Source organism: Streptococcus sp. 29896 (assembly GCF_032594915.1).
Lineage (GTDB): Bacteria > Bacillota > Bacilli > Lactobacillales > Streptococcaceae > Streptococcus > Streptococcus suivaginalis.
The window spans coordinates 1,829,812-1,849,823 of the sequence record NZ_CP118733.1 but is presented as its reverse complement, the minus strand read 5'-3'; the positions used below and the strand labels follow the sequence as shown (position 1 = coordinate 1,849,823).

General features: G+C 46.9%; 12 protein-coding genes. 8 read left to right on the top strand and 4 right to left on the bottom strand.

Annotation, left to right across the window (positions count from 1 at the left end):
• The 4 genes from dusB to gshAB form a co-directional block, all read right to left on the bottom strand.
• Positions 1 to 1,005 carry a tRNA dihydrouridine synthase DusB gene (gene dusB, locus PXH68_RS08410; protein ID WP_248028264.1) on the bottom strand — a complete coding sequence of 335 codons (1,005 nt, stop codon included), beginning with the start codon at positions 1,003 to 1,005 and terminating at the stop codon, positions 1 to 3.
• The gene (hslO, locus tag PXH68_RS08405) at positions 998 to 1,864 is read right to left on the bottom strand and encodes an Hsp33 family molecular chaperone HslO (RefSeq protein WP_248028228.1); all 867 of its coding nucleotides are present in this window, start codon (positions 1,862 to 1,864) and stop codon (positions 998 to 1,000) included. The genes dusB and hslO overlap by 8 nt, the downstream gene beginning before the upstream one ends.
• A 78-nt stretch (positions 1,865 to 1,942) precedes the next feature.
• Positions 1,943 to 5,044: a DUF6359 domain-containing protein gene (locus PXH68_RS08400; RefSeq protein WP_248028229.1), complete on the bottom strand. Its 3,102-nt coding sequence runs from the start codon at positions 5,042 to 5,044 to the stop codon at positions 1,943 to 1,945.
• Positions 5,045 to 5,228: 184 nt separating this feature from the next.
• The gene (gshAB, locus tag PXH68_RS08395; protein WP_248028230.1) at positions 5,229 to 7,460 is read right to left on the bottom strand and encodes a bifunctional glutamate--cysteine ligase GshA/glutathione synthetase GshB; all 2,232 of its coding nucleotides are present in this window, start codon (positions 7,458 to 7,460) and stop codon (positions 5,229 to 5,231) included.
• 354 nt (positions 7,461 to 7,814) lie between these two features.
• Here gshAB and PXH68_RS08390 point away from each other — a divergent pair, with 354 nt between their 5' ends.
• The 8 genes from PXH68_RS08390 (at position 7,815) to PXH68_RS08355 (ending at position 19,969) form a co-directional block, all read left to right on the top strand.
• The gene (locus PXH68_RS08390; RefSeq protein WP_002937782.1) at positions 7,815 to 9,107 is read left to right on the top strand and encodes an adenylosuccinate synthase; all 1,293 of its coding nucleotides are present in this window, start codon (positions 7,815 to 7,817) and stop codon (positions 9,105 to 9,107) included.
• A gap of 89 nt (positions 9,108 to 9,196) precedes the next feature.
• The gene (gene yajC, locus PXH68_RS08385; RefSeq protein ID WP_248028231.1) at positions 9,197 to 9,523 is read left to right on the top strand and encodes a preprotein translocase subunit YajC; all 327 of its coding nucleotides are present in this window, start codon (positions 9,197 to 9,199) and stop codon (positions 9,521 to 9,523) included.
• Between the two features lie 110 nt (positions 9,524 to 9,633).
• Entirely contained in the window at positions 9,634 to 10,389 is a 756-nt protein-coding gene (locus tag PXH68_RS08380; RefSeq protein WP_205031209.1) for an isoprenyl transferase, read from the top strand.
• A 24-nt stretch (positions 10,390 to 10,413) separates the two neighbouring features.
• Positions 10,414 to 11,208 carry a phosphatidate cytidylyltransferase gene (locus PXH68_RS08375; protein WP_248028265.1) on the top strand — a complete coding sequence of 265 codons (795 nt, stop codon included), beginning with the start codon at positions 10,414 to 10,416 and terminating at the stop codon, positions 11,206 to 11,208.
• A gap of 9 nt (positions 11,209 to 11,217) precedes the next feature.
• Positions 11,218 to 12,477, top strand: coding sequence for an RIP metalloprotease RseP (gene rseP, locus PXH68_RS08370; RefSeq protein WP_248028232.1), 1,260 nt, complete (start codon positions 11,218 to 11,220; stop codon positions 12,475 to 12,477).
• Positions 12,478 to 12,884: 407 nt separating this feature from the next.
• Complete coding sequence (locus PXH68_RS08365) at positions 12,885 to 14,741, top strand: proline--tRNA ligase (RefSeq protein ID WP_248028233.1); 1,857 nt, start codon at positions 12,885 to 12,887, stop codon at positions 14,739 to 14,741.
• 90 nt (positions 14,742 to 14,831) lie between these two features.
• Positions 14,832 to 19,223: a PolC-type DNA polymerase III gene (locus tag PXH68_RS08360; RefSeq protein ID WP_248028234.1), complete on the top strand. Its 4,392-nt coding sequence runs from the start codon at positions 14,832 to 14,834 to the stop codon at positions 19,221 to 19,223.
• 143 nt (positions 19,224 to 19,366) lie between these two features.
• Entirely contained in the window at positions 19,367 to 19,969 is a 603-nt protein-coding gene (locus tag PXH68_RS08355; RefSeq protein WP_248028235.1) for a nitroreductase family protein, read from the top strand.
• Positions 19,970 to 20,012 lie beyond the last annotated feature (43 nt).

Here is a 20,012-nt window from a genome sequence, read left to right as displayed (position 1 = left end):
TTATTTGGTTATCCGTTCTTGATAGGCTTCTCTGGCTTGGTCAAAGAGTTCTTGGACCTGCTCAATGGTTTCTGCCTTGGCAACGGCGCCACGAATTTTGGCAGCACCTGCTGAGCCACGGAGATAGTGGGGAGCAAGGCCACGGAATTCGCGGACGGCAACGGACTCACCTTTGAGATTGGTCAATCGGGTCAGGTGGTCGAAGGCGACATTGAGTTTGTCATCGAAGGAGAGGTCGGGCAGGACTTCTCCTGTTTCAAGATAGTGGTTGATTTGGTTGAAGATGTAAGGATTGCCCATGGCAGTTCGTCCGACCATGACGGCATCGGCTCCGACTTCCTCGATTCGCTGGCGGGCATCTTGGACATTGCGGATGTCGCCGTTTGCGATGAAGGGAATCTTGGTCAGGCTGCCAGCCACCTTGGTCAAGGTTTCCAGGTCAACCGTTCCTGTGTACATCTGCTCGCGGGTTCGTCCGTGCATGGCTAGGGCAGCCACACCGCCACTCTCTGCGGCCAGGGCATTTTCGACCGCCAGGTCGGTGTTATTCCAACCGGTCCGCATCTTAACGGTCAAGGGAATATCGAGGACCGAGGTCACTTCCTTGATGATGTGGTAAATCTTGTCGGGGTCCTTGAGCCACTTGGCACCGGCCTCGTTCTTGATGACCTTGTTGACGGGGCAGCCCATGTTGATGTCCACGATATTGGCCTTGGTGTTCTTCTGGATGAAGTCCGCAGCCCGTTTCAGTCCTTCGGCATCGCCACCAAAAAGCTGGATGGACATGGGGTATTCGTTGTCGTCGATATGGAGCATGTGGAGGGTCTTTTCGTTGTTGTAGAGAAGGCCTTTTTCAGAGATCATTTCCATAACGACCAGGCCTGCGCCCATTTCCTTGGCAATGGTGCGGAAGGCCGAGTTGGTCACGCCAGCCATTGGGGCCAGCACGCAGCGATTGGGGATTTCCACATCACCAATCATAAAAGGGGTGTTGAGATTAGCCATTGATGAGTTCCTCCAAATCGTTTTCGTCAAAGTGGTAATGGGTCTGGCAGAATTGACAGGTGATGTCCACGCCCTTGTCCTCGTCTTTCATCTCTTGCAGGTCTGTTTTTGGCAGGCTGGCTAGAGCATCGAGGAAGCGGTCTTTAGAGCAGTCGCAGACAAAGCCGATTTCCTCTTCGGATAGGTGTTTGAAGTCGTCGTCGCCATAAATGGCGGATAGCAGAGCTTCTATGTGGTTTTCAGAAGCCAGCAAGCTCGAAATGGCAGGCATTTCCTGGATGCGTTTCTCGAAACGGGCAATTTCAGCCTCAGTTGCACCTGGTAAAACTTGCAGCAAGAATCCGCCAGCTACCTTGACCTTGTCTTCTTCGTCTAATAACACGTTCAGTCCCACCGCAGAAGGTGTCTGCTGGCTGTCTGTTAAGAAATAAGCAAAGTCTTCACCGATCTCACCCGAAATCAAGGGTGTCATGGAGTTGTAAGGATGGCCTGTTCCGTAGTCTGTGATGACCAGGAATTGGCCATTGCCCACAAGCGGCCCAACGATGACTTCACCAGTCGCTGTCCGTTTGTAGTCCAAGTCTGGATTTTGAATGTAGCCCTTGACCTGACCTTTGGTATTAGCAACGGAGATGATAGCCCCAACAGCACCGCTGGCCAAGATTTTCAGGGTAATCTTGGTATCGCCTTTTTCATTGGCAGCCAAGATCTGATTGGCGATGAGGGTGCGGCCCAGAGCCACGGTGGACGACGCCATGGTGTCATGTTTTTCTTGGGCAGTTTTTACGGTTTCTGTGCTGTCTAGCACAAAGGCACGGAAATGCCCGCTTTTTGATAGAGTCTTAATAATTTTATCCATAAGGATTATTATAGCACAAGTGGAGAGGGAGGGGGAAGAAAATAAGCCTGAAAGTCAGGCTTTCAGGCTTAAACTCTATTAGGAGCGGTTGCATTTTTTGAATAGATTGAGTGCCAAGGTAAGAAGTCCTAGCGAAATCAAAACAAAGCTCGCTTCCTGTCCTGTACGAGGTAGGATTTTTTTCCGGCTCGTTTTTATTGGTGCTGGGTTGGTTTCTGAAGAAACAGTAGCTGATTCCTTGGTTTCTTTTTCGGTTTCAGTCTGATTTTTTCCGTTTTGCCCCTTGTTTGTTTCACCAGTGTTTGTAGGTGCTGTGTCGGTAGGTTGGTCTGTATTTGGTTCGGTTGGTGTAGTCGTTACAGATTTTGTCAAATCTAGCTGTACCAAGAGTGGGTCATGGTCAGAAGCTCTGCCATGTTCCTCCATAAAGGCTGAATTGACATGGACCATGTCAAAGGCATAGCGATCAAGGAGATTGGTAGAGACCAAAATGTTATCTAGTGATTGATTATTGCCGTTGTAGAAATAGGAGAAGCGGTCTGCTGCATCATGAAGGCTGACCAGGTTTGCCATTCCTTCTGCTTCTAATATGCCAACTGTTTGGGTAAATTCAAAATCGTTGAAGTCGCCTAACATAACAACATTGGCACTCGGATTTTGAGCTAGACCTGTCTTGGTAAAGTCAGAAAGAATCTGAGCTAGGGCATGGCGTTTTACCTCTGACTGGAGGCTAATCGGTTGAATTTTTCCGTAGAGGCCGGTGTCGCCGCGTTTTGAATTGAGATGGTTGGCAAGGACAACGACTTTCTCGCCTTTGAAGACAAACTCAGCTGCAAGTGTTTTGCGGACAGCAGCCCAAGCGCTGTTGGTTGGGTCGATGCGGCCAAGACTAAGGTTGAGTTCGCCGTTTTCCCAAACTACTGCCTGTGTTGCAGTACCAATTGGTTTATCGGAAAGGCTGACGCGGTTGGCGTTATAAAGGAAGCCGACACGAATATTGCCCCCTTCTTGTCCACCGTCCTGATTATTTTCAGGAGCAATGTCCACATAGGTATAGGCTGGACCTCCAGCTGCCTGAATAGCGGCAATCAAGCGTGCGGCACTCTGACTGGCATCCGTTGTGCCATCGTTTGTAGCACCGTTGTTGTCCTGCACTTCAATCAATCCGATGATATCTGGAGAATGCAGGTCTGCAACAAAGGATTTGGCAATGCGTTGGACTTTAGCATCTGATGTTGACTTGCTGTCAGCAGAGAAATTTTCAATGTTATAAGAAGCGATGGTCAGCTTGTCCTCGCTTGGAAGAATGGTAGTTGTTTCAGGTTGTGTCGTTCCCTCATGAAGGGGTGGTAAGGTACTGTCATCTACATAGACCTTATAATTGGTATAAGAATAGGTAACTGGTCCAGCGATTCGGCCAGTAAAATAGTCCCCTGATTTGACAATTTGTTTACCGTTTTTCAAAAGGAGGGGAATAATGTTGGTGTTATTTCCGTCAGGTCGAAGGTTAACACCGCCAACCTTATTTAGAGTCAGCTGGCCAGCAGCTGGTGTAACGTAGATTTCCTTGTTTTTTAGTGGGCCGAGGATTTTTGCATCATCAACGGCGACAACCATGCCTTCAAGTGATTCCCAGAAATCGAGTGCATCTTCTTCTGGATCAAATTGTGCAAAGCCGTCATTGTCAATAATATCTGCTGGGATGGTTCGATCAAGACCAAGGACGATAGGAGCTGGTACAGGTGCAGTCCCATCCACAGTTACTTCAGTAGCTCGAATTTGTGTGATGGTTAAATCGGTGTCCTCACGTTCCGCATATCCTCTGCCTAGGTATTCTTCAACTCGTCCAGAAAGACTCACCTGGTCACCGACTTTTACGTTTGTTTTGAGAGAATCTGTGTAAATGAGGATGCCGTCTGATGTTTTTGGATCGCTGTCTGGTGTATGGTCTTGGACATAGAAGGTATTGTTGGAGACGACATAGGTCACTACGGCATTTTTTAGGCTCACATTTTTGTCAACCAGAGGAGATCTGTGGCTAGCTCCTTGGATTTGCCCGACCGTCACTTCTTCGGTTTGGCTTGGTTGTGCGCTGGCTTTTTCAACCACTTCAAAATGCGACAGGGCAAATGGTTTTAATTGCAATTTACCATTAAAAGTGGATAAAACAGCAGTGAGGTTGATCTTGTCTCCCTGGTTGATGTGGGTAAGCAGATCAGCGGTCTTGATGCCGGATCGGCTATCGAGACGGACTTCAACGGTCTGTCCATCGGCATCTGTTACAGAGAAGGTCGAATTTTGATAGTTGTCGCTTTGGATTTGTCCAACGGTTACCCCTTTTAGGCTAATCATAGTTGCCTGTTGTTGGTTGGGCAATTGGGCGATGGTGGTCTCAAGGACAGGAGTCTCAATTGATTCGGTCACAGGCTGGTGCTGGCTGACTGCAGTTAATTGACGTTCGCCCTTGTATTCTCCAAGGGTTCCTGTCAGTTGAACGGTATCGCCTGTCTGGTAGCTTAAGGCTGCTCCTGGATAGATGTAAATTCCGGCTCCATCGGATCCCTGAAGGTAAAAACCATGGCCACCCCAAGCATTTACCGCGCTGATAATTTTTCCAGAAATGGTATAGCTGGTGCCTAAGTTACCTGCTCGAACGGTCGAAATGGGTGTAGAGGTCAGCTGGGCGTTTTCTGTAGCTGGGGGAGTTTCGGTTGAACCAGTCGGTTCAGCTGGGGTTTCAACTGATGAGCTTGCCTCGTCCAATACTTGGATACTGGTCGTTGATTTGATACCGGGCCTGCCCATGTAGCGCTCGCTTGTTCCGGTGATGCGAACCAACTTACCAATCAACTCAGGATGGTCAACCAGGTTGAATTGACTGCGCAAAGGCTCCCGTAATTGTACAGGAATGGTATCGGTGGCAGCGGTCGTTGGGCTAGCTCCTAGTCCGATGTTGGTTTTGTTCGTAGCTTCGAAGGCTGTCCCGCTACTGTTGAGTGGAGCGACAAGGTAGCCTTGAATGGTCACCTCAGCATTTGTCACAGCTAGGGTCGGATAGTTCTCGATGGCTACTTCCGTAGCGTGGATGGACAAGGGAGCGACAGACAGGCTGATCAAGAGACCGGCGGTGACTGCGGCAGAGCCCAAACCTGTAAGAAGGGAATAGCTTCGCAATTTCATACTAAACTCCTTTTCATTGAACTTGCTTAAAACGCTTTTATTACTATATACATATATTGTAACAAAAAATGAATCGGATGGACGAAAAAAGAATCCGTTTTCACATTTTTATTCAAAAAACGAAGCTTTCTGCCTACCCTCGAAAAGAAAAAACCAAGAAACCGTTAAGGTTCTTGGTTGAAAGCTATAGTTCTGGAAACAATTTCCGCAAGATTTTTGGTGTAATGCTCTGCCCAGGTCCTGCGTAAGTATAGGTGTGCAGGTACATGGCAGGGTTGAAGTTGAGTTCGATGCAGGTACAGTTAGGATCTTCTTTGCTGGCTGGCTTGGTGCGGTCGGGGATAATCAAGTCCACACCACAGGCCCAAGCTCCCATAGCAGTCGCCATATCAGCGGCCAGTTGCTTGTAGGACTCGTCCATCTGGTCGGTCATATCGATGGAGTCGCCACCTGTTGAGATATTAGAATTGCCACGCAGAAAGGCTTGAACGCCCTCTGGCAAAACTGTATCAGGCGTGTAGCCCTGTTGCTCCAACATAAGCAGTTCGATGTCACCCAAGTTAATGATTTCCAGCGGCGAACGGTGGTCACGCCCTCGCAGTGGATCTTGATTTTTCTTGTCCACTAATTCACGGATGGTTGAGCTACCGTCCCCCACGACATTGGCTGCGACGCGGAGCAGGACAGCCTCGCACTTGCCGTCCAGGACGAAGAAGCGGTACTCGGTTCCCGCTACGAATTCCTCCACTAGTACATGGCTGTCTTCTGAAAAGGCAATGTCCAGGGCCTTTTCATAGTCCGCAAGGCTGGCTGGTTCTTGGAAGATAGAGATGCCAAGACCGAAGTTGGTGGATTTTGGTTTGACAACAATAGCAGAGCTGGCTACCTGTCCGTAATACCGCAGGGCATCTGTCTTGTTTGCAAATTCAGCTCCCGCAGGCACTGGGAAACCAGCCTGGTCCAAAATCTTTTTGGTTACGACCTTGTTGGCCATGGCGAGAGGAATGACATAGTTGTCCTTGGAGGTCATGTTGCCATTCTTGATATACTCGACATGGTCACCATGCCAGAGCTTGAGAAACTGGTCTTCTTCATCCAAAATATCGACATGCAAGCCCATTTGAATGGCGTCAAAGAGAATCATTTGGGTGGAGAGTTCCATGTTTTCATAGCCCTTGAGGGCGTAAGGGGCTGTCCAAGCATAGTCATGGAAGAGTCGTCCTTGCTGCTGGCCAAATCTTTCCAGAGACCCATCTTCAACCTGCTCTGCTATTTTTCCAGAAAGGGTCAGACGAGGGTCTTGAAGGGCTGTCTCTACCTGAGTAATGAGCTGACTGTAGTAATCATCCAGTCCGAAATGCTGAACGATAGCCTTCATAGCGGTCAGGATAGGGCTGGCATCTGCCTCTGCTGGTAGGGGGGTGTGGGGATGACTGAGGGCGATGCGGTTGTTGAGGTCTGCCGCCTGAGCCAACTCTTCATCAACTTGGTCCATATCATCAAGACAGAGCAGTGCCAAGGCAAAGAGATGGGTGGTGTCCAGCGTTTCTTGGCTAATAGCCAGTGGCTCGAAGGGGTTGAGGTCGAAGTTGCGGAACTCCAGATAGGTAATGCCCTTGGTTAAGAATTCTCGACTGGTCTTAGCTCCACGGAGGCGGACAGCTGAATAAAATTCCTTTTCAGCAGACAGCTGACCGCTAGCCACGGCTTGTTCGATGTCGGTCACGTATTGCTCTAGCGAAGAGAAGGAGATGTGGACATCGGGGGCGTTGACATAGCCGTAGTTGGAGTTGCGAATGGACCGCACGCAGCCAATCTCATCTGCTAAAAATCCCTCCTCAGCCAGACTGCTAGCTCCATAGAGGTAGGTCAAGAGCCAACGGTAGCGTAAGAAATTCTGAGCCAGTTTGAGATAGAGGGTATTTTTAAAGCTGGTAAGGTCGTCATACCCACTGACTGCAAAGAGTTGTTGGGTCAGGTCTTTACCTAGCTCAAAATTGTAGTGAATGCCAGACATGGATTGGAGTAGTTTGCCGTAGCGGTCTGCCAAGCCGACACGGTACTGGTACTCGTAGTCGCTCTCCAGCTGGGCAATCTGAATCTCGTCTTCTGAAATCACAGGTGGCATGGACAGGGGCCAGAGGTACTCGCTCTTGTCCATGGACCGCACAGCGACATCCGTAATGGCTCCTAGGAAACGGCGGGCCTCCTTGGTCGAATGAGCCACAGGCGTAATCAGCTCCAGCTGTGGCTCGCTGTAGTCTGTCTGGATATAGGGATGAAAATTGCGTGAGCCTAGGTTTTCTGGGTGGGACGTCTGAGCCACGCGGTTGTCAGCATTGATGCGTAAGGATTCCCGTTCCAAACCGAAGGTGGCTTGGAGGATGGGACTGTTTGGGGATAATTTCTGTAACATAAGCAATCCTTTTTTGTTTCTCTAAAAATCTACTTCCAATTTTATCTAGTTTGGGGAACAAATACAAATTTCTGCTACGTTTTTCCTTTGGAATGAAGAAAAATCATCATCTTCTCTTCGGAAATATCGACCGATTCCTAGCATATACTGGGACAAACCGAGAGAAAGGTCGGATAATGGTTTCTTTAAGCGTTTAATTTGTGTAAATGTTCGCTTTATTTGAAATACGGAAGAATTCTTGAAAAAATGTTCGTTTTTTTGTAAAATAGAGTGTAAGACAAACTTGCAGGTGAGATTCCTGCCAGGAGTTGAAGAAAGGCTGGACTGAGGACAGTCCAGAAAGTAGAGAAGTTTATGACATCAGTAGTTGTTGTAGGAACCCAGTGGGGTGACGAAGGTAAGGGCAAGATTACCGATTTCTTGTCAGCTAATGCAGAAGTGATTGCCCGTTACCAAGGTGGTGACAATGCAGGTCACACGATTGTCATTGATGGAACAAAATACAAGTTGCACTTGATTCCGTCAGGAATCTTCTTCCCGGAAAAGATTTCTGTCATCGGTAATGGTGTGGTTGTCAATCCAAAATCTTTGGTCAAGGAAATCAACTATCTCCATGATTCAGGTGTGACAACAGATAATTTGCGGATTTCAGATCGTGCACACGTCATCTTGCCTTACCACATCAAATTGGACCAGTTGCAAGAAGAATCTAAAGGTGAGAACAAGATTGGTACAACCAACAAGGGTATCGGCCCTGCTTACATGGACAAGGCAGCCCGTGTTGGTATCCGTATTGCAGACCTCTTGGACAAGGAGATTTTTGCGGAGCGTTTAAGAACAAACTTGGCTGAGAAAAACCGTTTATTTGAGAAAATGTATGAGTCAACTCCGATTGAGTTTGATGAAATCTTTGAAGAATACTACGCTTACGGTCAAGAAATCAAGAAATATGTAACAGATACCTCTGTTATCTTGAACGATGCTCTCGATCAAGGCAAACGTGTCTTGTTTGAAGGGGCGCAAGGGGTTATGTTGGATATTGACCAAGGTACCTATCCATTCGTTACTTCTTCAAACCCAGTTGCTGGTGGTGTGACGATCGGTAGCGGTGTCGGTCCAAGCAAGATTGACAAGGTTGTCGGCGTATGTAAAGCCTACACTAGCCGTGTTGGTGACGGACCATTCCCAACGGAATTGCACGATGAAATCGGAGACCGTATCCGAGAAATCGGTAAAGAATACGGTACGACAACTGGCCGTCCACGTCGCGTTGGTTGGTTTGACTCAGTGGTCATGCGCCATAGCCGCCGTGTGTCAGGTATTACCAACTTGTCCCTCAACTCAATCGACGTCTTGTCAGGTCTTGAAACGTTGAAAATCTGCGTGGCTTATGACTTGGATGGTGAGCGGATTGACCACTACCCAGCAAGCTTGGAGCAACTCAAACGTTGCAAACCAATCTATGAAGAAATGCCAGGTTGGTCTGAAGACATCACAGGTGTACGTAGCTTGGATGAATTGCCAGAAGCGGCTCGTAACTATGTTCGTCGTATCAGCGAATTGGTCGGCGTTCGTATCTCAACCTTCTCAGTAGGACCTGGTCGTGAACAGACCAACATCCTTGAGAGTGTATGGAGCGCAAAATAAAACAGAAAAGGCAAGCAGTTTTCTGCTTGTTCTTTTTTTCAGATTTGTTATAATAGTCAGCAAAGTAAAAAAATGAACGAGGTGTTCCAATGGAAGGATTAATTTTACCACTAGCTATGGTTGCCATGTTGGCCTTTATGATGTACAGCCAGCGCAAGCAACAAAAACAACGCCAAGATGCGCTCAACCAGATCAAAAAAGGTGATGAAATCGTCACAATTGGTGGTCTATTTGGTATTGTCGATGAAATCGATGAGAAAAAAGTTGTCTTGGATGTAGATGGGGTTTATTTGACCTTTGAACGTGGTGCTATCCGCCAACGCGTAGCAGAGGCAGCGAACGTGACAGCAGAAGATTTGAGCCCAGCAGTAGAAGAAGTTGCAAGCACAGAAGTGGCAGCAACTGAGGCTGAATAAGTTTCTCCTGCAAAAAATAGCTAGAAAGAGGGAATCCTAAAGGTCCCTCTTTTTCATTTGCCTGAAAATATGGTATAATAGACTGATTTAATATACAAAGGAACAAGGATATGTTTAACTTCGGTTTTAAGAAAAAAACAACCATTGAAACAGCCATCGAAGTCCCCAAACATATTGCCATCATTATGGATGGAAATGGACGGTGGGCGAAAAAAAGGATGCAGCCGAGGGTCATGGGCCACAAGGCGGGAATGGATGCCCTTCAAAAGGTGACCAAGGCAGCTTCAGATTTAGGCGTCAAAGTGCTGACAGTCTATGCTTTCTCGACAGAGAATTGGTCTCGACCAGAAAAAGAAGTCTCCTTCATCATGAACCTGCCGGTAGAGTTCTATGACAAATATGTCCCAGAACTGCACGCCAACAATGTGAAAATTCAGATGATCGGAGACCACAGTCGCCTGCCACAGGCAACCTTGGATGCTCTTTACAAGGCTGAAGAGACGACCAAACGCAATACAGGGTTGATTTTGAACTTTGCCTTGAACTATGGTGGACGTGCTGAATTGACCGATGCGGTTAAAGCCATCTCCCAGGATGTCCTGGATGCCAAATTGAATCCTGGGGATATTGATGAAAACTTGATTTCGGATTATCTCTACACGCATTTCTTGAATCCGAATTTGCGGGATCCTGATTTGGTCATCCGCACGAGTGGAGAAATTCGACTCAGTAATTTTTTACCTTGGCAGACTGCTTATAGCGAGCTCTACTTTACAGATGTCGCTTGGCCAGATTTTGACCAAGAAGCCTTGACAGAGGCGATAAAAGAATACAATAGACGCCATCGCCGTTTTGGTGGTGTGTAGCGAGGATATATGATGAAGAACGATTTGCAAAAACGTGTCATTTTTGGAGCGGCGGCCTTTGCGGTCTTTGTTCCCTTTTTATGGGCGGGTGGAGTTGCCTTTCAGCTTTTTGTTGCTCTCTTGGCAATGATTGCAGTGGCTGAGTTGATCAAGATGCATGGTTTAGCTCCTAATTCACTTGAAGGTGTCTTGGCTATGCTAGCGACCTTGGTCCTGACCTTGCCCTTGGAAAATTACCTGTCCTTTTTGCCGACAGATGGTAATTATACTGCCTTTGCCTTGGTTATCTTCCTTTTACTAGGCTCCATCGTTATCAACTTTGGTTCCTACAACTACACGGAAGTTGTCTTTCCTATTGCTTCCAGTTTCTATGTTGGTATTGGTTTCCATAATCTGATTTTGGCGCGAATGGATGGACTCAACAAGGTTTTTTATGCCTTGCTGATTGTCTGGGCAACAGATATTGGTGCTTATATGATTGGTCGTCAGTTTGGTCGCCGACGATTAGTGCCAAGAGTGTCTCCGAATAAAACTGTTGAAGGTTTTGTAGGAGGAATCTTATCAGCTGTTCTTGTGGCGGGAATATTTTTGATTTTTGACAAGACCATCCGTGGCATCTTCCCAATTCCGACCATGTTGCTTTTGGTTGCGATTTTCTCTGTTTTCTCCCAATTTGGAGATTTGGTCGAATCAGCTATCAAGCGTCGTTTTGGAGTCAAAGATTCTGGGAAACTCATTCCAGGACACGGTGGTATTTTGGACCGTTTTGATGGGATGATCTTTGTCTTCCCAATCATGCACCTCTTCGGTTTGTTCTAAGGAGAGTTTATGAAGGGAATTCTAGCGTTTCTATTTATTTTTGGGGTGATTGTGGTCATCCACGAATGGGGTCATTTTTACTTTGCCAAAAAGGCAGGTATCCTGGTTCGTGAATTTGCAATCGGAATGGGACCCAAAATCTTTTCGCATCGTGGACAAGATGGAACCCTCTATACGATTCGGATTTTGCCCTTGGGAGGCTATGTTCGAATGGCGGGTTGGGGCGAAGATAAGACTGAAATTAAGACAGGTAGTCCTGCTAGTCTGAGCCGCAACGCTTCAGGAATCGTAACCCGAATCAATCTGTCAGATAAGCCGATTGATCCGCAAGCCTTGCCGATCAATGTGACCCACTTTGATTTTGAAGAGAAGTTGACTATTACTGGCTTGGTGGCAGGGGAGGAAGAGACCTACTCTGTCGAGCATGATGCTACGATTGTGGAAGAAGATGGGACAGAGTTGCGGATTGCTCCGTTAGATGTCCAGTATCAAAATGCCAGTGTTTGGGGGCGCCTCTTGACCAACTTTGCAGGTCCTCTTAACAACTTTATCTTGGGTATCTTGACTTTTATCCTCTTGATGTTTATGCAAGGTGGGGTTGCCGATACGACCAGTAATGCCATTACGGTTGTTGATGGTGGGGCTGTCCAGGCAGCTGGAATTGAGACAGGGGATCGAATTGTATCGATCAATGGACAGTTGACTACTGATTACTATGCGATTGTGGAGCAGATTGATGCAGCTGTTTCGGATGCCACGACCGCACCAAGTTTGGAGTTAGAAGTAGAGCAGGATGGTCAGACAAAAATAGTGACGGTCCTTGCCCAAGAGGTTGATGGTAGTTACCGTATTGGGGTTTCTCCAGCCTTGAAAACAGGATTTTTTGATAAGATTATCGGAGGTTTCCAAGAGGCGGGAGCAACTGCACTTCTGATTGTGACAGCCCTGAAGAACCTGATTGCTAATTTTGATGTTAAACAGTTGGGTGGACCAGTTGCGATTTACAGCGTTAGTGCCCAGGCTGCCGAAAGCGGGTGGGCAAACGTCCTGCAATTGATGGCTGCCCTGTCCATTAACCTCGGAATCTTTAACTTGATTCCTATTCCAGCCCTAGATGGCGGTAAAATTGTAATGAATATCCTAGAAGCTATTCGCAAAAAACCGCTCAAACAAGAGACAGAATCTTACATCACTCTAGCAGGAGTTGCTATCATGGTCGTTCTCATGCTAGTCGTGACATGGAATGATATTATGCGCGTCTTCTTCTAGAGACGAATGAAAGTGTAAACACAGGCCCAACCTGTGTTTTACTGATAAAAAAGATGGAAAGAAACAGAGAGTTTTCAGATTTGAACTCGAGCGTCAGCGAGGGTTTTGATAAGTGACTTCTGTGATTCCTAATCCAGTTAAACTACGAAAGGAATTGAATGCGTGCTAAACGCAGGATGTTCTGAAAAATACGAAAAAGAAAGGAACAGAGAGTTTTCAGATTTGAACTCGAGCGTCAGCGAGGGTTTTGATAAGTGACTTCTGTGATTCCTAATCAAGTTAAACTACGAAAGGAACTGAATGCGTGCTAAAAACTTTACGAAAAAGATAAACCTGCCTAGTGCCAACGGCACTGCGTTAGGTTTCCTATTTTCGTTTCGTTTTCTTAACGCACTTATATCTTAACTATGAAACAGTCTAAAATGATTATCCCTACTTTACGGGAGATGCCTTCAGATGCGTCGGTGATTAGCCACGCTTTGATGTTACGTGCGGGTTATGTCCGTCAGATTTCTGCTGGTATCTACAGCTACTTGCCATTGGCTAACCGTGTGATTGAAAAAGCAAAAAATATCATGCGTGAGGAGTTTGATAAGATTGATGCTATTGAATTTTTGGCACCAGCTCTTTTGTCAGCGGACATTTGGCGTGAGTCAGGTCGTTACGAAACATATGGCGACGACCTTTACAAGCTCAAAAACCGTGAAGGTTCTGACTTTATCTTGGGTCCAACCCACGAAGAAACGGTGACCCTTTTGGCGCGTGATGCGGTCCAGTCTTACAAACAGTTGCCGCTCAACATCTACCAAATCCAGCCGAAATACCGTGATGAAAAACGCCCACGTAACGGTCTTCTCCGTGGTCGCGAGTTCATCATGAAAGATGGCTACAGCTTTCATGCTAGCTACGAGAGCTTGGACCAGACCTACGATGATTACAAGCGTGCCTATGAGGCTATTTTCACTCGTGCAGGCTTGGAGTTCAAAGCTATCATCGGTGACGGTGGTGCCATGGGCGGTAAGGACAGCCAGGAGTTTATGGCTATAACTCCAGATCGTACCGACCTGGACCGTTGGGTTGTCTTGGACAAGTCAGTTGCTTCTTTTGAAGAAATCCCAGAGGATGTTCTTGAAGCGATCAAGGAAGAACTCTTGGCTTGGTCTGTGTCTGGTGAAGATACCATCGCCTACTCTAGTGAATCAGGCTACGCTGCCAACCTAGAGATGGCAACTAGCGAGTACAAACCAAGTACAGCAGTTGTCGTCGAAGAAGACTTGGTTAAAGTGGCGACGCCAGATGCTAAAACGATCGACGAAGTTGCTACCTTCTTGAATGTCGCTGAAGAGCAAACTATCAAAACTATGCTCTTTATGGCAGACGGTGAGCCAGTTGTTGCCCTCCTTGTTGGCAATGATCAAGTTAACGATGTCAAATTGAAAAATTACCTCGGTGCAGATTTCTTTGATGCTGCTAGCCCAGCGGATGCGGAAAAAATCTTCGGTGCAGGTTTTGGTTCCCTTGGACCAGTCGGCTTGCCAGAAAACATCAAGATTATTGCAGACCGCAAGGTGCAAGATGTGAAAAATGCTGTAGTCGGTGCCAACGAAGACGGTTTCCACTACACAGGTGCCAATGCGGGACGTGATTTCCAAGTGACTGAGTATGTGGACATTCGTGAAGTCAAGGAAGGTGAACCTTCTCCAGATGGACACGGGGTTCTCAACTTTGCCCGTGGTATCGAGATTGGTCACATCTTCAAACTCGGTACACGCTATTCAGACAGCATGAATGCCAACATCTTAGATGAGAATGGTCGTTCTATGCCGATTATCATGGGATGCTACGGAATCGGTGTTAGTCGCCTCTTGTCAGCCGTTCTTGAGCAACACGCTCGCCTCTTTGTTAACAAGACACCAAAAGGCGAATACCGGTACGCTTGGGGAATCAACTTCCCTAAAGAATTGGCACCGTTTGATGTGCATTTGATTCCAGTCAATGTCAAAGATGAAGTGGCAATGGAATTGACTCAGTCTATCGAAGCAAGTTTGGTTGGTGCAGGCTATGAAGTATTAACTGACGACCGTAACGAGCGTGTCGGCGTTAAGTTCTCTGACAGTGACTTGATTGGCTTGCCGGTACGAGTGACTGTTGGTAAGAAAGCAGCTGATGGCATTGTCGAAGTGAAAATCAAGGGAACAGGTGATACTGTTGAAGTTCATGTGGACCAACTCCTTGAAACCTTGCAGATTTTACTACAAGTATAAAAAGTGAGACCCGCCTTGCGGGTCTTTTTGTTCTCGAATAAAGAGACAGAATATGGTAAAATAGGTGTACTATACTGCAAAGGAAAAACTATGTCAGATACATTTCAACTCTTAATGGAGCAAATTGGTTTGCCTGCTGAACTCAAACAGTCAGCAGTTTTTTCGGTAGCTAAAATTGAGTCTGTCCGTGTCCACAAACTCAGCAAGGTTTGGGACTTCCTCTTTCGCTTTCAGGCTCCGCTGTCTGCGGTTGATTACCAGCTATTTCAGGCGCGTTTGCTGACAGAGTTTGAAAAGACAGGGAATCGGGCTCGCTTTGCAATTGTGACGGATACGACAGAGTATCCTGCCGATCTTGTTGAAGCCTATTATAAGTTGGCTTTTAAGGAAGAGCTGTGTCAGAGTGCAGGTTTTCGCTCGCTCTTCCAGGATTTGGAAGTGGAATACCAGGAGGGCGTACTATGGATTAAGGGGCCAGAAACCATAGACACTCCTCATTTTCGGAAGAACCACCTACCAAATTTGGTGGAGCAATATGCACGTTTTGGCTTTTCTAATCTCAAGGTAGATATTCGAGTTTGTCAGGATATGACTGCAAGTATGGTGGCAGATTTTCATGCGCAAAATGAGGAAATCTATCAGCAGGCCAATCAAGACAACCTGGCGGCTATGGAGCAACTGGCACAAATGGCCCCTCCTCCAGAGGCAGCTCAGCCATTTGTCCCAGAGTTTAAGAAAAATCGTCCTGCCAAGGTCAGCCTAGACAAGGCCGAAGTGACTCAGATGATTGATGTGGATACGGAAGAAAACCGTATCGTCTTTGAGGGACTAGTTTTTGAGTCTGAGCAGAAGACGACACGGACTGGGCGGATCATCATTAATTTCAAGATGACGGACTATTCGTCTTCTTTCACCCTGCAAAAATGGGCTAAGAATGAGGAGGAAGCGCAAAAGTTCAGCATGGTCAAAAAAGGAGCCTGGTTGCGGGTGCGTGGAAATGTAGAGATGAACAACTTCACGCGCGATTTGACCATGAATGTCCAAGAGGTTCAAGAGGTCAAGCGAGAGATTCGAAAGGATCTGATGCCCGAAGGGGAGAAGCGTGTCGAGTTTCACGCCCATACCAACATGTCCACTATGGATGCTCTTCCTGCGGTCGAGGATTTGGTGGCACGTGCTGCGGCTTGGGGACACAAGGCGGTGGCCATTACTGACCATGGCAATGTTCAATCCTTTCCTCATGGTTACCATGCAGCCCGCAAAGCGGGGATCAAGGCTCTTTTTGGTATGGAAGCCAACATCGTAGAGGATTCGGTTCCAATTGTTTATAACGAGCAAGAAATGGATCTGTCTGATGCGACCTACGTGGTCTTTGACGTGGAAACAACCGGTCTTTCTGCGGTCAATAACGCCTTGATTCAGATTGCGGCATCGAAGATGCACAAGGGCAATATCATCGCAGAATTTGATGAATTTATTGACCCAGGTCATCCGTTAAGCCAATTTACGACGGATTTGACAGGGATTACAGATGAACATGTGCGTGGTTCCAAGCCTTTGGAACAAGTTCTGCGTGAATTTCAGGATTTTTGCCAAGATGCGATTTTGGTTGCCCACAATGCCAGCTTTGACGTTGGTTTCATGGATGTCAACTACGAGCGAGCAGGTCTTGCGACCATTAGCCAGCCAGTTATCGATACCTTGGAATTTGCCCGAAACCTCTATCCTGAATACAAGCGACATGGTTTGGGGCCGTTGACCAAGCGCTTTGGGGTTGCTCTTGAGCACCACCACATGGCCAACTATGATGCGGAGGCGACAGGACGCCTGCTCTTCATCTTTCTAGAAGAAGCCAAGGAAAAACACGGTTTGACCCAGCTCCAGGAATTGAACAGCCGCCTGATTGCGGAAGATTCCTATAAAAAAGCTAGGGTAAAGCATGCAACACTTTATGTCACCAACCAGGTCGGCTTGAAAAATATCTTTAAACTGGTTTCTCTTTCCAATACCAAGTATTTTGAAGGGGTGCCACGTATTCCGAGAACACTCTTAAATGAACACCGAGAAGGTCTTTTGCTAGGAACGGCCTGTCAGGAGGGGGAAGTCTTTGATACCCTCTTGTCAAAAGGGATGGATGATGCAGTAAAGGTCGCTGCCTATTATGACTTTATCGAGGTCATGCCACCTGCTCTTTATGCACCAATGATTGCGCGTGAGCAGTTCAAAAACATGGCAGAAATTGAAGAAACCATTAAGCAATTGATTGAAGTAGGTCGCAAAGCAGGTCTGCCTGTTCTAGCGACAGGAAATGTCCACTACATTGACCCAGAAGAAGAAATTTACCGTGAAATTATTGTGCGGGCCTTGGGACAGGGAGCGACCATCAACTGGACCATTGGAAGTGGCGAAAATGCCCAGCCAGCTCCCTTGCCAAAAGCCCACTTTAGAACGACCAGTGAGATGCTAGATGAGTTTGCCTTTTTGGGAGAAAGTCTGGCCCGTGAGATAGTTATTACCAATCCAAATGCTATGGTAGAGCGATTTGAAGATGTTCAGGTGGTTAAGACCGACCTCTACACGCCTTATATCGAAAAGGCTGAGGAAACGGTTGCAGAATTGACCTATCAAAAAGCCTTTGAGATTTATGGCAATCCTCTACCGGATATTATCGATCTGCGGATTGAGAAGGAATTGACGTCTATTTTGGGTAATGGCTTTGCCGTGATTTATCTGGCTTCGCAGATGTTGGTGCACCGTTCCAACGAGCGGGGCTACCTAGTTGGTTCACGGGGGTCTGTCGGCTCCAGTTTCGTTGCGACTATGATTGGGATTACCGAAGTAAACCCTATGCCTCCTCACTATGTCTGTCCAAATTGTCAACACAGTGAATTTATCACAGACGGCTCCTATGGTTCAGGCTTTGACCTGCCAGACAAGGATTGTGAAAAGTGTGGGACCAAATATAAAAAAGATGGCCAGGACATTCCTTTCGAGACCTTCCTTGGTTTCGATGGAGACAAGGTTCCCGATATTGACTTGAACTTCTCAGGGGATGACCAACCGTCTGCCCATTTGGATGTTCGGGATATTTTTGGTGAAGAAAATGCCTTCCGTGCAGGAACGGTTGGTACGGTGGCTGCGAAGACTGCCTACGGTTTTGTCCGAGGCTATGAGCGGGATTATGGCAAATTCTACCGTGATGTGGAAGTAGAACGCTTAGCTGCTGGCGCGGCTGGTGTCAAACGGACGACTGGTCAGCACCCAGGGGGAATTATCGTATTCCCTGACTACATGGATGTCTATGACTTTACGCCTGTTCAGTATCCTGCTGATGATGTGACAGCCAACTGGCAGACCACCCACTTTAACTTCCACGATATTGATGAGAACGTCCTGAAACTCGATGTCCTGGGTCACGATGATCCGACCATGGTTCGCAAGTTGCAGGATTTGTCAGGCATTGATCCGCAGACCATTCCTGCTGATGACAAGGGAGTGATGGCCCTCTTTTCTGGTACGGAAATTCTGGGAGTAACCCCAGAGCAGATTGGGACGCCGACAGGTATGTTAGGTATTCCTGAATTCGGAACCAACTTTGTACGGGGGATGGTGGAGGAAACCAAACCGACCACCTTTGCAGAACTCTTGCAGCTGTCTGGTCTATCCCACGGTACAGATGTATGGTTGGGCAATGCACAGGACTTGATTAAGGCAGGAATTGCCGACCTATCCACAGTTATTGGTTGTCGGGATGACATCATGGTTTATCTCATGCACGCAGGTTTACCGCCTAAGATGGCCTTTAATATCATGGAGCGGGTACGGAAGGGTATGTGGCTCAAGATTTCCGAGGAAGAGCGAAATAGCTATATCCAACACATGAAGGATAATAAGGTACCAGACTGGTACATCGAATCCTGTGGAAAAATCAAGTACATGTTCCCTAAAGCCCACGCAGCTGCCTACGTTATGATGGCCTTGCGGGTTGCCTATTTCAAGGTTCACTATCCAATCTACTACTATTGCGCCTATTTCTCTATCCGTGCCAAGGCCTTTGATTTGGCGACCATGTCAGGCGGTCTAGATAAAGTCAAGGCTAAGATGGAAGAAATTGCTCTCAAGAAGAAGAACAATGAAGCCTCAAACGTCGAACAGGACCTCTACACCACGCTTGAATTGGTCAACGAGATGCTGGAACGTGGCTTCAAGTTCGGTAAATTGGACCTTTACAAGTCCCATGCGACTGACTTCTTGATTGAAGAAGATACACTTATCCCACCATTCGTCGCTATGGATGGTCTAGGAGAAAACGTAGCCAAGCAGGTTGTGGCGGCGCGTGCTGAGGGAGAATTCCTCTCCAAGACAGAACTTCGTAAACGGGGAGGCCTATCTAGCACTCTTGTTGAAAAAATGGATGAAATGGGCATCCTTGGTAAAATGCCAGAGGATAACCAGCTGAGTCTCTTTGATGAATTATTTTAGATCTGATCACTGTTTCTTTTGGAAGCAGTGATTTTTTATAAAAAATAAGTCAAGACTCTTGACTATTTTCCTGTACAGGTATATAATCTCTACATAGTGATAAATACTACTATGTAGTAATAATTAAGAAAAGAGGAAATTTTATGTCAGACTTTGCAAAACTTCAAGAAACTCGTCGTTCTATCTATGCACTTGGTAAAGAATTGCCAGTATCAAACGAAGAAGTAGTAGCGCTTGTAGAAAAAGCTATGAAAGAATCTCCATCAGCTTTCAACTCACAATCAAGCCGTGCCGTTGTGCTTTTCGGTGCTGAATCAGACGCTTTTTGGAATGAAATTGCCTACAGCGAATTAGAAAAAGTAACGCCAGCAGACGCTTTTGAAGGCACAAAAGGTCGTTTGGCAGGCTTTGCGGCTGGTGCTGGTACTATCTTGTTCTTCGAAGACCAAGATGTGGTGAAAGGTTTGCAAGAAAGCTTCCCACTTTACGCTGAAAACTTCCCAATCTGGTCTGAGCAAGCTCACGGTATCAACTTGTACGCGGTGTGGTTGGCTTTTGCTGAGAAAAATATCGGCATGAACGTACAACACTACAACCCACTGGTTGATGCACAAGTTGCTGAAAAATACGGTATCCCAGCTAACTGGAAACTCCGTGCCCAAGCGCCATTCGGTAGCATTGCAGCTCCAGCAGCAGATAAAGAATACATGGCGGATAGTGACCGTGTAAAAGTTTTTGGTAACTAATACTCTGCGAAAATCGGTATCAGCCGTTGTTGACTTGATGTGG

Excerpts from the sequence above, each read along its gene's own strand:
- dusB (WP_248028264.1), bottom strand. The coding sequence starts at position 1,005 with ATGGCTAATCTCAACACCCCTTTTATGATTGGTGATGTGGAAATCCCC.
- hslO (WP_248028228.1), bottom strand. The coding sequence starts at position 1,864 with ATGGATAAAATTATTAAGACTCTATCAAAAAGCGGGCATTTCCGTGCC.
- PXH68_RS08400 (WP_248028229.1), bottom strand. The coding sequence starts at position 5,044 with ATGAAATTGCGAAGCTATTCCCTTCTTACAGGTTTGGGCTCTGCCGCA.
- gshAB (WP_248028230.1), bottom strand. The coding sequence starts at position 7,460 with ATGTTACAGAAATTATCCCCAAACAGTCCCATCCTCCAAGCCACCTTC.
- PXH68_RS08390 (WP_002937782.1), top strand. The coding sequence starts at position 7,815 with ATGACATCAGTAGTTGTTGTAGGAACCCAGTGGGGTGACGAAGGTAAG.
- yajC (WP_248028231.1), top strand. The coding sequence starts at position 9,197 with ATGGAAGGATTAATTTTACCACTAGCTATGGTTGCCATGTTGGCCTTT.
- PXH68_RS08380 (WP_205031209.1), top strand. The coding sequence starts at position 9,634 with ATGTTTAACTTCGGTTTTAAGAAAAAAACAACCATTGAAACAGCCATC.
- rseP (WP_248028232.1), top strand. The coding sequence starts at position 11,218 with ATGAAGGGAATTCTAGCGTTTCTATTTATTTTTGGGGTGATTGTGGTC.
- PXH68_RS08365 (WP_248028233.1), top strand. The coding sequence starts at position 12,885 with ATGAAACAGTCTAAAATGATTATCCCTACTTTACGGGAGATGCCTTCA.
- PXH68_RS08360 (WP_248028234.1), top strand. The coding sequence starts at position 14,832 with ATGTCAGATACATTTCAACTCTTAATGGAGCAAATTGGTTTGCCTGCT.
- PXH68_RS08355 (WP_248028235.1), top strand. The coding sequence starts at position 19,367 with ATGTCAGACTTTGCAAAACTTCAAGAAACTCGTCGTTCTATCTATGCA.